The organism is Clostridium frigoris (genome assembly GCF_018861865.1).
Taxonomy (GTDB): Bacteria; Bacillota; Clostridia; order Clostridiales; family Clostridiaceae; genus Clostridium_AD; species Clostridium_AD frigoris.
This window is the reverse complement of the sequence record NZ_JAHLDV010000067.1, coordinates 1-14638: the sequence shown is the minus strand read 5'-3', so window position 1 is coordinate 14638 and position 14638 is coordinate 1. Positions and strand designations below refer to the sequence as shown.

15 protein-coding genes are annotated in these 14638 nt (G+C 29.6%); 10 read left to right on the top strand and 5 right to left on the bottom strand.

Annotated elements, in window-relative coordinates:
* From KPL37_RS17400 to KPL37_RS17390, 3 genes are all read right to left on the bottom strand, one after another.
* On the bottom strand, window positions 1–190 hold a 190-nt coding region (locus tag KPL37_RS17400), incomplete at its 3' end, for an acyl-CoA dehydrogenase family protein (protein ID WP_216151310.1).
* Between the two features lie 504 nt (window positions 191–694).
* Window positions 695–1141 (bottom strand): DUF2383 domain-containing protein, encoded by a 447-nt coding sequence (locus tag KPL37_RS17395; RefSeq protein WP_216151308.1) that lies wholly within the window; start codon window positions 1139–1141, stop codon window positions 695–697.
* A gap of 57 nt (window positions 1142–1198) precedes the next feature.
* On the bottom strand, window positions 1199–1663 hold the full coding sequence (locus KPL37_RS17390; protein ID WP_216151307.1) for a hypothetical protein: 465 nt from the start codon (window positions 1661–1663) through the stop codon (window positions 1199–1201).
* Window positions 1664–2057: 394 nt separating this feature from the next.
* Here KPL37_RS17390 and KPL37_RS17385 point away from each other — a divergent pair, with 394 nt between their 5' ends.
* Window positions 2058–2999 (top strand): DMT family transporter, encoded by a 942-nt coding sequence (locus KPL37_RS17385; protein ID WP_216151306.1) that lies wholly within the window; start codon window positions 2058–2060, stop codon window positions 2997–2999.
* A gap of 90 nt (window positions 3000–3089) precedes the next feature.
* On the opposite strand, the gene KPL37_RS17380 is transcribed toward KPL37_RS17385, so the two are convergent.
* Together KPL37_RS17380 and KPL37_RS20170 are read right to left on the bottom strand one after the other, a co-directional pair.
* Entirely contained in the window at window positions 3090–3767 is a 678-nt protein-coding gene (locus tag KPL37_RS17380; RefSeq protein WP_216151305.1) for a VTT domain-containing protein, read from the bottom strand.
* A 49-nt stretch (window positions 3768–3816) separates the two neighbouring features.
* Window positions 3817–3939, bottom strand: a complete 123-nt coding sequence (locus tag KPL37_RS20170) for a hypothetical protein (protein ID WP_281418720.1) — start codon at window positions 3937–3939, stop codon at window positions 3817–3819.
* Window positions 3940–4351: 412 nt separating this feature from the next.
* Here KPL37_RS20170 and gtfA point away from each other — a divergent pair, with 412 nt between their 5' ends.
* From gtfA to galU, 9 genes are all read left to right on the top strand, one after another.
* Window positions 4352–5821, top strand: coding sequence for a sucrose phosphorylase (gene gtfA / locus KPL37_RS17375; protein WP_216151304.1), 1470 nt, complete (start codon window positions 4352–4354; stop codon window positions 5819–5821).
* Between the two features lie 60 nt (window positions 5822–5881).
* Window positions 5882–6853 carry a LacI family DNA-binding transcriptional regulator gene (locus KPL37_RS17370; protein WP_216151302.1) on the top strand — a complete coding sequence of 324 codons (972 nt, stop codon included), beginning with the start codon at window positions 5882–5884 and terminating at the stop codon, window positions 6851–6853.
* Window positions 6854–7110: 257 nt separating this feature from the next.
* Window positions 7111–8418 carry an ABC transporter substrate-binding protein gene (locus tag KPL37_RS17365; protein WP_216151301.1) on the top strand — a complete coding sequence of 436 codons (1308 nt, stop codon included), beginning with the start codon at window positions 7111–7113 and terminating at the stop codon, window positions 8416–8418.
* A gap of 92 nt (window positions 8419–8510) precedes the next feature.
* Entirely contained in the window at window positions 8511–9395 is an 885-nt protein-coding gene (locus KPL37_RS17360) for a carbohydrate ABC transporter permease (RefSeq protein WP_216151300.1), read from the top strand.
* On the top strand, window positions 9395–10222 hold the full coding sequence (locus KPL37_RS17355; protein ID WP_216151299.1) for a carbohydrate ABC transporter permease: 828 nt from the start codon (window positions 9395–9397) through the stop codon (window positions 10220–10222). Before KPL37_RS17360 ends, KPL37_RS17355 begins: the two co-directional genes overlap by 1 nt.
* A gap of 38 nt (window positions 10223–10260) precedes the next feature.
* Window positions 10261–11652: a glycoside hydrolase family 32 protein gene (locus KPL37_RS17350; protein ID WP_216151298.1), complete on the top strand. Its 1392-nt coding sequence runs from the start codon at window positions 10261–10263 to the stop codon at window positions 11650–11652.
* Between the two features lie 143 nt (window positions 11653–11795).
* Window positions 11796–12752 (top strand): carbohydrate kinase family protein, encoded by a 957-nt coding sequence (locus tag KPL37_RS17345; RefSeq protein ID WP_216151296.1) that lies wholly within the window; start codon window positions 11796–11798, stop codon window positions 12750–12752.
* A 271-nt stretch (window positions 12753–13023) separates the two neighbouring features.
* Complete coding sequence (locus tag KPL37_RS17340; RefSeq protein ID WP_216151295.1) at window positions 13024–13485, top strand: GtrA family protein; 462 nt, start codon at window positions 13024–13026, stop codon at window positions 13483–13485.
* 49 nt (window positions 13486–13534) lie between these two features.
* Window positions 13535–14452, top strand: coding sequence for a UTP--glucose-1-phosphate uridylyltransferase GalU (gene galU, locus KPL37_RS17335; protein WP_216151294.1), 918 nt, complete (start codon window positions 13535–13537; stop codon window positions 14450–14452).
* Window positions 14453–14638 lie beyond the last annotated feature (186 nt).

Genomic DNA, 14638 nt, shown 5'->3' with positions numbered 1-14638 from the left:
CGCCAGCTCCACCATATTTAGTAGCAATTGGAATACCCATCATATTGTATTTAGCCATTTTTTCTACAGTTTCGCTAGGAAATCTTTCTGTAACATCTATTTCCGCAGCTATTGGTTTAACTTCATTTAATGCGAATTCACTTACCATTTGTTTTACGAATTCTTGTTCTTTCGTCAATGTAAAATTCATGAATTTTCCTCCTCGCTATTTTTAAGAAGATAACAAATATTAGTTGATATCTTTCTTATTGTGTTAATATTTATTATTTTTTGTAAAACCGTTTTCTTTATATATGATTATAGATTTTATTCAACCATAATAATAATTGAATCTTAGTATCTATAAATAATATAAGCAAGAATAATGCCATGTCTGTTTTAAAGAAATAATTGCCACTCAAACACGAAAAATGATTCAAAGTTAATGAAAAATGCTTTTTTACTTAAAAATATTGTTCATTATTACATTAATTACATATTTTAATGTAAATCTTAATATATGTGTGCTGTTTTAAGTACATCTAAACTAAAATATTATAAATAATGTTTATATAAATGAACACTTTAATATAATATATATTAAAAGTGTTCTTAAATTATTACATTTATATTTAAAACCACTTTTTTTAAGGTAGGAATGTTTTTGATAGTATCTAATGTTTGTTAGAATATTTTTCGTAAGTAATATAAAATATTATTTTATATTGTTAGAAACATTAATAATGTTATTCAATGAATCAATATTAGTTTTATGATCTGCTATTATACTATTTAAAATAGTAGAGTTACTAAATACTGAATTATTAGCTAATAATTCGTTAATAGTTTTTATTGCCATGAACTCACCTTGTAGGGCTTCCTTAAGATAACTAGTATTATCTGTAGTGCCAATATGCTTTATATTTGATATAGTTTCTGCAATAACTCCTTGAATTCCAATACTGCAAGAGGGACTACCTCCAAGATTTTGTATTTTAGTAGAAATTTGCAGAGTATGTTGCTTATGGGTTCGTTGTATATTTTGCAATTCAGTTTTTATATTTATGTTACTCGCATGGTTTATCAATGATTCAAAACTGTCAATAGCTATATATTCACTCTCGAGAAGAGAATTTAAATTTTTAATATTTTCACTATTCATTATTATCAACTCCTCTAATTTAGGTTGCCCAAATAGAGAATACTTATTAATCCTATTTTAAAGGGAACTTTTTAACATTCTTTCATGATATAAATACAGCTGTTTCAGTAAAATTTTATCTGCTTGAGTTTGAGTTATAGTCGCATTATCAACAAGTGTAGTTATTGGATTTATATAACTAGGGGTAGTACTACTTTTATATAATTTATTTTCTGAATTGATTATAGTTTTTGCGTAATCAATATTGTTGACCTTTGTAGTTACAGATTTATTTAGTACTGATTTAATTTTGTTTGCTTGATCCTGACTTATAGTTCTAGTGATTATAGGTTCTTCTAAATTACTTTTTAAATCCTGTTCTATTTTAGTATTTATTTGTGTGCACTCGCTTGTTAAAAGGTTAGTTCCACTAATGTTTATTGGGTTTGTGGTTATTGCAAAAGTTGTACTAACAGATGATAAATATATGCCGCCTGTTAATATTCCTGTTAGTATTTTGGTCTTTAAAGATATATTTTTCATTTTAGTCTCTCCTCATTAATTTATTACTATATATTTCTATGGTTAAATCATATCAATTTTAAATGTCAGAGGGATGTCAATTTGATGTATATTTTGTTTGATTTATATATTTTTTATAAATACTTATTGTATAAATTAGGGAAGGGGCAGTTAAGGGTATAGCAAAACGACAAAATAGTAAAATAAAGTACATTGTGTTAAAATGAAGGTGCCATTAATCATATCAGTTACATTAATCATCTCCTGGATCGCTGAATATTAATGACTTCAAAAGGAGATTTAAATTCCCACTGAAGTTTTATTTTTGCTAAGGTAGTCTATTTCCACTTATTGAAATGGGAGACTTTCCTTTTAAAATGTAATTTAAAAATTTATATATTAGAGGTGTCTATAAATGAAAAAAGGATTTTGGTTTATTATTTTATCTGCTTTTCTTTTCAGCACTATGGAAATAGTCTTAAAAATGGTGTCTAATCAATTTAACCCTATACAGATAAGCTTTTTAAGATTTTTTATAGGGTCTATCGTATTACTTCCACTAGCTTTAAAAAATTTAAAGAGTAAAAAGATTTCTTTAAACAGAAATGATTATTCATTTTTTATATTAACAGGCTTTATTTGCGTTGTAGTAAGTATGACATTTTACCAACTTGCCATTTTTTACTGTAAGGCATCTATAGTTGCAGTTCTCTTTAGTTGTAATCCTATATTTGTAGTTACTTTCGCTTTCTTTTTAATGGGAGAAAAACTATATAAGCATACTATTATTACAATGGGATTAAGCATAATTGGAATGATATGTATATTGAACCCTTTTAATATGACAATCAGTTTACAGGGTATAATATTTATTGCTATTTCTACTGTAACATTTGCTTTGTATAGTGTGATATGCAATAAAAAATCCGAAAAATTTGGAGGGGTAGTCTTAACTTGTTTTAGTTTTTTAATGGGTAGTCTTGAAATGTTAGTACTTATTCTTATTACAAAATTAAGTTTTGTATCAAAAATTTTATCAGATAATGGATTAAAAGAATTTTCAAACATTCCAATATTTCATGGTATAACACCGAGCAATATACCAATGCTTGCTTATATTAGTATTTTTGTAACTGGGCTTGGTTATACATTTTATATATTAGCAATGGAGGAGACTTCTGCATCTACTGCATCAATTGTATTTTTTATTAAACCTGCTTTAGCGCCAATTTTAGCTTTAATAATTCTAAAAGAGGCCATTGAAGTAAATACAATGATAGGAATTGCTTTTATTGTTATTGGGTCAATTATAAATTTTAGAGAAAATAACAAATTGTCTAGAAATACTATTAATTAAATAGAAGACGATAAACTAACTGTATAAAGTTATTTTATCCTCTTATTAATATATTTTGCTCCATTTTATTTATTGGATAATTAAATATTATTAAACTTCAGTACTTGGGACATCATTTCCATTGTGCTCCTTTTTTTTGTGTTTATCTTTTAAAAATAATACAATTCCAGGTAAGAGTGATACTATTATTATAGTTATTAATGCAAAAGAAAAATGATTTTTTATAAATGATAGATTACCTGCAAAGTAACCACCACCTAAAAATAAACTTACCCATAGAGCATCGCCAACCATATTGCAAGGAATAAATTTAAGATAACTCATTTGTAAAGTTCCAGCCACAAAAGGAGCTAATGTTCTAAGTATAGGAACAAATCTTGCGAGTATTATAGTTAATGATCCATGTTTTTCATAGAAGGTTTGAGCTTTTTTCAAATATTCTTTTTTAATAAACAGTACCTGTTGCTTTTCTAGTATATTGCTTCCAATCTTTCTTCCTATATAATAATTAGAAATATCACCAAGTAATGCCGCAAAATATCCTACTACTAGAAGAGTGGAAATATTCATTGAACCAAGGCCTGCTAGTGCTCCTGCTGCAAATAACATTGAGTCACCTGGCAAAAATGGTGTAACAACTAAGCCTGTTTCTAAAAATATAATTAAAAAAAGAATAACATATGTCAATATACCATACTGATGTAAAATTAAAATTAAATATTTATCGATATGCATTAGTCCACTTATAAAACTCATTGAAATATTCATACTTTTACCTTCCATCATTAGAATATTAAGTTAAATTTCTTAGTATAATTTACATACTGGTTAATAGTATTTTAATTACAACTAGTGCTAGAACTGGAGTGGTAACACATAGAGCAACTACTATAGAATAAATTCTAGAAATTTTAGGTTCTTTTATGTCTTCATATTTCATAATAAATTGTCTCCATTTCTGCCATTAAAGGCTATAATCTTTATACTAATACCTCAACTATATTTTATTATAGCCTTAGTTAATGTCAGAAAGGTGTCAACGCAATGTTTATTTTAAAATCACTAGCTCTTTATTATTTTGTTCATATATTTATTAATTATGACAAGAAATTAAGAAAATTTATTAAAGACTGTTGATATTGATTATAAAAGTAAAATTGAAAGTTTAACAAAGGCAATAAATAAGCTATATTAAATTTAAACTTAAGACAATAAAAAATATTGAAAAAAATGGCAACAGCTAATATGTCAACCTATTGACATATATTAAAGTCGAATATATAATAAAAGCAAACGTAAAGGTTTTCTTATAGATGAAAGGTAGATGTAAAATTGAAAGGAGAGATTGCAATATGGTAGTAAAAAACCAAGTACAGCTTATCACTTACCCTGATTCACTGGGAGGGGATTTAAAAACTCTTAATAATGTACTTTTAAAATATTTTTCTGACATTTTTAAAGGTGGAGTTCATATTCTGCCACCATTTCCGTCTTCTGGAGACAGAGGGTTTGCTCCACTTACATATTTGATGATAGAGCCAAAGTTTGGTACATGGGAGGATATAAAAGCTATAGGTGAAAATTTTGATGTATTGGTTGATTTAATGGTTAACCATATTTCAGGTGAGTCTATATATTTTCAAGATTTCCTTAAGCAAGGTAGAAAATCAGAGTATGCAGATTTGTTTATCACTTTGGATAAGGTTTGGGAAGATGGAAAGCCTGTTAAAAAAGACATTGACAAGATGTCACTTCGCAGGAGAGTGCCATATTCTACCTTTAAAATAAAAGAAACCGGTGAGGAAGAAAGGGTATGGACTACTTTTGGTAAAACTAGTCCTTCTGAGCAGATTGATTTGGATGTAAGGTCAGATAAGGTAAAACAGCTGCTTAAAGAGTTCTTTGTGAATTTTAGTAAACATAATGTTAAAATAGTAAGATTAGATGCAGTTGGATATGTTATAAAAAAGCTTGGAACAAGTTGTTTTTTTGTAGAACCAGAAATATATGATTTTCTTGATTGGATTAAGAAATTGGCGGATTCTATGAAGATTGAATTGCTTCCAGAAGTCCATGCTCATTATTCAACTCAATACAAACTTGCAGAGCATGGGTTCTGGATTTACGATTTTATTTTACCGTATACTATTCTTGATACATTAATAAATAAATCTAGTGAGAAGCTTTGTGAATACCTTAAGGTTCGTCCTGCAAGACAATTTACAATGCTTGATTGCCATGATGGCATTCCTGTAAAACCTGATATGGATGACCTCATAGATACTAAGGAAGCAAGAAAACTAGTAGATTTAACGCTTAAGCGAGGTTCAAATTTAAGTCTTATTTTATCAGAAGAAGATAAGGCAGAAGACGGATTTGATGTTCATCAAATAAGAGGTTCCTACTATTCTATTTTAGGCTGCAATGATGATGCGTATTTGGCAGCTAGAGCAATTCAATTTTTTGCACCGGGGATACCACAAGTATATTACGTGGGACTACTAGCAGGAGAAAATGATGAGGAAAATGTAAAGAAAACTGGTGAAGGGCGTGAAATTAATCGTCATAACTTTAGTCTTGAGGAAATTGATCGGTCAGTTCAAAAGGAAGTTGTTCAAAGATTATTAAAGCTTATCAGATTTAGAAATGAATACCCTGCATTTAATGGACAATTTGAGGTTTTAGACTCTGCTAAAGATGAAATTCGACTTTATTGGCATAAGGGTGACAGGTATTGTACCCTATTTCTAGATTTAAAAAACAACAAATCTGTGATAGAGTATATTGATGAGTCTGGCAAGGTAGCCTACTATTCAATATAATGGGTTATTACATTATATTGTAAATGATTCAAATTAATCGCACAAGGGTGAGGATTTTTTATGGCAACGATAAAAGATGTGGCTAAAATAGCTGGAGTTACAGTTACAACTGTTTCAAGAGTTTTAAATAATAGAGGATATATAAGTCAAGCTACTAGAAAAAAGGTTCATGAGGCTATGAAACAACTTGATTATCAGCCGAATGAAATAGCACGTTCTTTATTTAGAAGAAAGTCTAATTTAATTGGGCTTATTATACCAAATGTAGCTCATCCATTTTTTGCTGAGCTTACTAGTTATATAGAGTATTATGCTTACAAGGCTGGTTATAAGATTTTGCTTTGTAATTCTTATCAAGACAGTGTTAAGGAGAAAGATTATGTAGAAATGCTTAAAAGATATCAAGTAGACGGAATAATTATGGGAAGCCATACTGTAGATACCTCGGACTATCTTAGCCCTACTTTGCCAATTGTAGCACTAGATAGAACTTTTACTAATAATATACCTTTTGTAACTTCGGATAATTATCATGGAGGTATTTTAGCTACAAACCTTTTGATAGATAGAGGATGTAAAAAGATTGCTCATATAAGCGGCCCTCTTGAAATTAACACTCCAGCAAATAAGCGTTATCAGGCTTTTATGGATGTAGTACTTGCGAGAAAAGTTAATTTTGTTATAAAGCAGGCAAAGCTTGATATTTTTGAGGGGTATGAGAAACTGGCGTGTAAGCTGTTTGAAGAGCATCCAGACATAGATGGGGTGTTTGCCAGTAGTGATATGATTGCAGCTTCAATAATACATGTTGCTAACTTAATTGGAAAAGATATTACAAAGGACTTAAAAATTGTTGGATATGATGATATCAATATAGCATCACTTATTGTTCCACCTTTAACTACAATAAAGCAACCAATAGAAGAAATGGGAGAGCTAGCAGTAAAAATTCTAATAGATTTACTTGAAAAAAAAGAAGTGGATATAGAAAATATACTGCCTGTAACTTTAGTTGAAAGAAAAACCACTTAACAGTCTATTAAATAAATTATTGATAGAGACTATGGAGATTATAATCCATAGTCTCTATTTTTTTCTATATTACATAGCACATTTTATAATGATTTGTAGATACGGGAGAATTACGAATAAACTCATTACTACAAATATTGTAAAATAATCATGTCATACGGTTGACATAAAGAATAAGTATGTTGTATAATAAAATTACAAGAAATGGTTTACATTACTTAAATGTAATAAAATATAAAAATTCTGGGGGGAAAAACATGAAAAAAACAAAGTTAATAGCTCTAATGATATCATGTTTCATGACAGCTTCATTAGTTGCAGGATGTGGAAGCTCAGCTTCAACTAGTACAAGTACTAAACCGGCAACTGACAATAAACCTGTTAAAATTACAATGTTAAATACTAAAGGGGAAATACAAACACAATTAGAAGATGCTGCTAAAGCATTTACTAAAGCAAATCCTAAAATAACTTTAGAAATAGTACCTGTTCCAACTGGTGGGTCACCTTTTGAGAAGATATCTGCTATGTACGCTGCAGGAAATGCACCTAGTTTAGCAATGCTTGACCCTGGTGATATACCAAAATTTAAAGATAAATTTTTAGACCTTTCAAGTAAGAAATGGGTTGCTGATGCATCGACTGGAGCATTAGATGCAGCTAAGGTTGATGGTAAGTCATATGGATTTCCACTTGCAATAGAAGGTTATGGCATTATATATAATAAGACGGTTATGACTAAGGCTAAAATTGATACAAAAACTATTACAACACAAGATAGTTTAGAAGCTGCATTTAAAAAAGTTAAAGCGGCGGGCGTATCACCAATTGTTATTTCACCAATGGATTGGTCTTTAGCTGGACATTTACTACCTATAGCTTATACTAATCAAGGTAAAAATAGTGTTGGTACTCAGAAATACTTAGCAGATTTGAAAGCTGGAACAGCTAATTTATCTACTAATAAATCTTTTAATGGGTTAGTTAAAACTTTTGATTTAATGAAAGAATATAATTTAGATAAAAAAGCTCCTTTAGATAAAAAGTATGAAAATAATCAACAGGATATAGCTACAGGGAAAGTTGGTTTTTGGTTTATGGGTAACTGGACATGGAATCAAATAAAGGCAATTGATAAAACTGGAGATTATGGTTTCATTCCTGTTCCTACAAGCAATAATGCATCAGACTATGGAAATACTCAAATATGTGCTGGACCTTCAAAATTTATAGCTATTGATAAAACTAATAATGATGAAAATCAGCAAGCCGCAGCTGAGAAATTCCTTGAATGGTTAATATATAGCCCTGCAGGACAAGATATTTTGGTTAATAAATGTAATGCAATACCAGCATTTAAGAACATAACATTAACTCTTGCAGACCCACTTGGGAAATCAATTAAATCATACATTGATGCTGGCAAAATAATTCCAACAATACCAAACTTACCAGCTGATCATTGGTCAGTACTTGGTGCTGATATGCAAAAGTATCTTGCTGGCAAAACAGATAAAGAAGGACTTGCTAAAGCGATTGAAGCTTATTGGAAATCGGCACAATAAATTAAAAATGAACTAGATATAACGTATAGCGGGTAAACATTAAAGTTTATCCGTTATACATTATGTTAATAAATTATTGGAGGAATGAAGACATGAATAAGGATAAAAATATTAGAAGTAACATAATGACATATCTTATTTATGCAGGACCAGCGACTTTTGCTTTTTTTACTGTAGTAATTATACCTTTCATGTATGGAATATATTTATCTTTTACTAACTGGGATGGTGTATCATCTGTTCATAATTTTGTGGCAATTGATAATTATATAAAAGTTTTTACTGATAAAATATTTTGGGATTCGTTTGGACTTACAATAGAATATGTGCTTTTCACTGTAATATTAGTTAATATCGTTTCTTTTCTACTAGCTTATGTTTTAACAAGTGGGGTAAAAGGACAAACTATTTTTAGAACTGGATTTTTCATGCCAAATCTTATAAGTGGCATTACACTTGGATTTATATGGCAGTTTATATTTTCTAATGTGTTAGTTTACTTAGGTACAATATTTAACATTCCATTATTTTCAGCATCATGGCTCGCGGATCCTAAAAAAGCCTTTTGGTCAATGGTAATTGTTAGTGTGTGGCAGAATTCTGGTTATATGATGATTATATATATTGCAGGATTTATGAACGTACCAAAGGATATAGTAGAAGCTGCAAGTATTGATGGAGCAAGTGGGTTTAGAAAACTTAAATCTGTTATACTTCCAATGATGGTCCCATCTTTCGCTATTTGTTTATTTTTGACATTGAAAAATGGATTTATGGTTTATGATGTTAACTTATCATTAACAAATGGAGGCCCATATAAAGCTACTGAAATGATATCAATGCATGTTTATAATAAAGCCTTCTTATCACAGCAATATGGTATTGGTCAATCAGAAGCATTTTGTTTGTTCCTAATGGTTGCATTAGTATCAGTAGCACAGGTATATATTACTAAGAGAATGGAGGTAGAAGCTTAATGAAAAAACAAAAACAATTTCTTAATATTGTCAAGATGTCAACATTAGTTGTATTGTTTGCATTATATATAGTTCCATTATTATTTGTTTTGTTAAATTCATTTAAGTCAACAACAGAAATTATAGCTAAGCCATTAGCTTTACCTACTCATTTTAGTTTTACAAATTACATGATTGCGTTTGATAAAATGAATTATTTACATGGCTTTTTTAATTCATTAATTATAACAGCTTTTAGTGTTTTAATAATTGTAATTTTTTCTTCAAGTACAGCTTACTTATTTGTAAGAAAAAAGTGGAAAATTAACAAGTTTATATTTTTAGTTATGATAGCCGCTATGATTATTCCATTTCAGGGTATTATGATACCATTAGTGCAAATATATGGATCACTTCATATGTTAAACAACAAATGGTCATTAATTTATATGTATTTAGGGTTTGGAACTTCTTTAGCAGTTTTTATGTACCATGGTTTTATCAAGAGCATACCCTTAGAATTAGAAGAAGCAGCTATGATAGATGGTGCGACAAGATTTCAAACATTTACAAAGGTAGTATTTCCACTTTTAAAATCACAAACTATGACAATAGCCATATTGGATATTCTTTGGATTTGGAATGATTTCTTATTACCAAATCTAATTTTGGGTACTGCTGATACAAGGACATTACCTTTATCAACTTACTATTTTTATGGTACACATACCGTTGATTATGGGCTATCAATGGCAGGTTTAATTTTATCAGTAATTCCTGTAGTTATTGTTTATATGTTTATGCAGAAACACATTCTTGAAGGTGTAATGCAAGGTTCAATAAAATAACAAAAAATTTGCTATAAAAAAGTGAGGAAGAATAAAATATGGATTTATATAGACCTATATATCATTTTATGCCAGAAAAAAATTGGATGAATGACCCCAACGGTCCAATATATTATAAAGGAGAATATCATCTTTTTTATCAGACTAACCCTAATGATTATCATTGGGATACAATGCATTGGGGTCATGCAAAAAGTATAGATTTAGTACATTGGAATCATTTGCCTATAGCTTTATACCCATCTAATGAATTAGGTGAAAAACATTGTTTTTCAGGTTGTACCTTTACAAATGATCAGGGAATACCTACTATTTATTATACTAGTGTAGGAGAAGGGCAAAGGCATCAAAGTGTTGGCGCGGAGCAATGGATGGCTGTAAGCCACGATGATATGGTTACATGGGAAAAGGCCAAAAATAACCCAAGATTAACATTAGATTTGCATGAAAATATGGACATTAAGGAATGGAGAGATCCCTTTGTATGGAAAGATGGAGATAATTGGTACATGGTACTTGGGGGCAGCAATGATGGAAATGGATGTGTTTTTATTTATAAATCCAAAAATAGTTTAGATTGGAAATTTCTTAATATATTATATGAAACAAATAAATACAAGTTTTTGGAGTGTCCTAACTTGTTTAAATTAGGAGATAAATATGTATTAATTTACTCTCCTAATGATATGGTTGTTTATCATACAGGTATATTAAACAGTGATTTTACTTTTACAACTGAGTATCAAGATATATTTGATAACAGTGGATGGGAAGGTTATTATGCGCCAAATTCACTTGTGGATCCAAATGGTAGACGTGTTATATGGGGATGGATGACGGAGGCTTCACGAGGAGAATTTAAGGGGCCTTTAGGTTGGGCTGGTGCACAGTCTATACCTAGAATGTTAAGCCTTTATAATAATGGAAAGTTAAAAATAGAACCTGTATCTGAACTTAAAGTTTTAAGAGCTGAAGAAAAATTGTTAACAGATGTAAAAGTGAACAGTGAAAATTTGAAGTTAGGTGTGCAAGGTAGAGCCCTTGAAATTAAAGCAGAATTTGAGCTAAATGGAGATGAGGAATTTAGCATACAGGTGCTTCAGTCGAAAAATGCGCAGGAGCAAACTTCAATAAGTTATAATGTAATTAATAGTGAACTTACAGTAGATAGAAGTAAGTCAACGCTTTCAGAATTACCTCATAAATCAAAGCTAAGTGCAAGTTTATATTTAAGTAAAGGTGAGATATTAAAACTACATATATTTATTGATCACTCAATAATTGAGGTATTTGCCAATTATGAAAAATGTATTTCAACAAGAGTATATCCAACCTTGGATGACACTACAGGTGTTACTTTATCACTTACTAAGGGCATAGAGTTGAATGTAAAGAGTTTTACTATTTGGAAGATGAAATCAATTTGGTAAACGGATATGAGTTATTAATTTCAAGAAAATTATCTATACAAGAGATAATTCGTGTGTATTATAAATTTATAATATTATATTAATCAATTGACATAATATTAGGGTAACTATGCTATTACTATCAGGTATTTAGGGGGATTAATATGATAAGTTTTAATAAGAAAATAGAATTTTATGATAAGGAAATCGATGTATTAGCAATAGGCGAGCTACTTATAGATATGATATCAAAAGAATATAGTAACAATTTTGAAAGTAATGATTACAAAAGATATTTTGGAGGATCTCCAGCAAATATTGCAATGAATACAAGGAAACTAGGAATAAAGTCTCAAATTGTAAGTGCTGTAGGTAATGATGGCTTGGGAGACTTTTTAATACAACACTTAAAGAAGAATAATATTAATACCAGTATGGTAAAGCAAGTTGATTATCCAACTAGCCTTGTTTTGATAACAAAAAGTGTAGGAACTCCAGTACCTATATTCTATAGAAATGCTGATTTCAAAGTACACTATAGCGAAGAACTGGAGGTAAAAATAAAAAATACCAAGATTTTGCATTTCTCTTGTTGGCCATTATCAATGCAACCATTTAGAAATACTATGGAGCAAATTATCGAAATAGCCCGAAAGAATAAAATTATTATTGCGTTTGACCCAAATTATCATCCCATGATATGGGAAAGAGGTCATGATGGCATAGAATATGTAAAATCAATTATTAAGGATGTAGACATAATAAAACCCTCTGAGGATGATGCACAAAGATTGTTTGGTAAAGATACAATTGATAATCAAATTGATAAGTTTTTAGAGCTAGGAGCAAAACTTGTAATAATGACTCTTGGTAAAGATGGAGCCGTTGTTTCAAATGGTAGTGAAAAGATAAAAATACCTACATTAGCTGACAATGTAGTTGATACAACGGGTGCAGGAGATGCATTTTGGTCTGGTTTCTATGCAGCAATTATAAAGGGTTATACAGTTAAGGAATCTCTTTATTTAGCATCAGCAGTTAGTGCTTATAAACTTAACTTTTTGGGTGCAGTAGTTGAGTTGCCTTCAATCGAAAAAATAAAAACCATTTATAAATTATAGAAGTAAAGTTAAGTAATGAGTTAATCTTTAATTCTAAATTATGATACACGAAGAAAAAGTTGCTCTTTTTATAGTAACCTTTTTTTCGTGTATAGTTATTTATTTTATTTATACTAATAAGTAGTAATTAATTACTATTTATTAGTAATTTTTTTAAATAAAAATAAGGGAATTATGTTATAGTTAACATATTTTTAACATAATTATTTGCTAATTTTGATACATTACTTTGTTAGTATATAAATATAGGAATAAAGAAGGAGTGAAGCACATGATTATTTTAAAAGATATTTACAATAAATATATAAGTAATGAAAAACTTAAACATATAGTAAAGTTTGGATTTGTAGGTGGGTTAAATACTACAATTGATTTTGGAATATTCTCTGTATTAAATAGTATATTTGGTGTTAACTATATTATAAGTCAGGTATTGTCATATTTAGGAGGTACGTTAAATAGTTATTTTTTAAATAAATTTTGGACATTTAATAATACGAAAGTAAGTAAGAAAACAACAAAAGAGATTGTTCAATTCGCTGTCGTTAATACAGCTTCTTTAGGTGTAAGTTTAATAGGGATGACTATATTACTTAGCAACAACGCCATGAATCCGTTAATTGCAAAAATTATTTCCATGGTTTTAGCTCAAGTTGTTAATTTTTTAGGGTACAGATTTTGGGTTTTTGGTACAATTGTGAAAGCATCATCTGGAACTAAAGAAATAGCCTAAACTGCATTTGATTTTATAAAGTAATAGTATGGGAGAGGAGATATTTTATATGAAAGTTAAAAAAGTAATTATACCAGCAGCAGGACTTGGAACAAGATTTTTACCTGCAACGAAGGCATTACCTAAAGAAATGTTACCTATAGTTGATAAGCCTACAATGCAATATATTATAGAAGAGGCTGTTGCGTCAGGTATAGAAGAAATATTAGTTATTACAGGTAGAAATAAAAAGTCTATTGAAGATCACTTTGATAAATCAATAGAATTAGAGTTAAATTTGGAAAACAAGCATAAAGATGCTCTTCTTAAACAAGTTAGAAATATATCAAATATGGTAAATATATATTTCATAAGGCAAAAGGAACCTAAGGGTCTGGGAGATGCTATAAATTGTGCAAGAGCTTTTGTAGGTAATGAACCATTTGCGGTGATGCTTGGTGATGATGTAGTGGATGCGAAGATTCCATGTCTAAAACAACTTATGGATTGTTTTGAAGACAGAAATACAACAATACTCGGAGTTCAAGAGGTAGAAAGAAAAAATGTAGATAAATATGGAATAGTTGATGGAACAAGAATTAGCGATCAAGTGTACAAAGTTGATAACCTTATTGAGAAACCAAAATTAGATAAAGCACCATCAAATTTAGCAATACTTGGTAGATATATAATAACCCCTGAAATATTTGATATATTAGATCGAACACTTCCAGGGAAAGGGGGAGAAATTCAATTAACTGATGCCCTTAAAACATTAATAGCTCAGCAAGATATGTATGCATATATATTTGAAGGACGAAGATATGATGTAGGAAATAAACTGGGATTTCTTGAAGCAACAGTAGAATTTGCTTTAAAGAGAGATGAGCTAAAAATCCCATTTATGAAATATCTTCAGTCTTTAAAAGATAATAAAACATTTAGTGAGATATATAAAGAAGTAGCCTCAGGAATAGAAAATCAATAACAAAGTTAATATGGAAATAAATTTAATAGAATTATTTATAAATTTAAGCCATTCTAAATGTCAATTTAGAATGGCTTATTGTACGTCCAGCATGTTAGCTGAGCCGATAGGCTGAAAGAAGCCTATGTCGCCTAACCAACGGGAAGACAACCTGAGAGCAAGGGATTTACTGGCAACGGTAGGGTC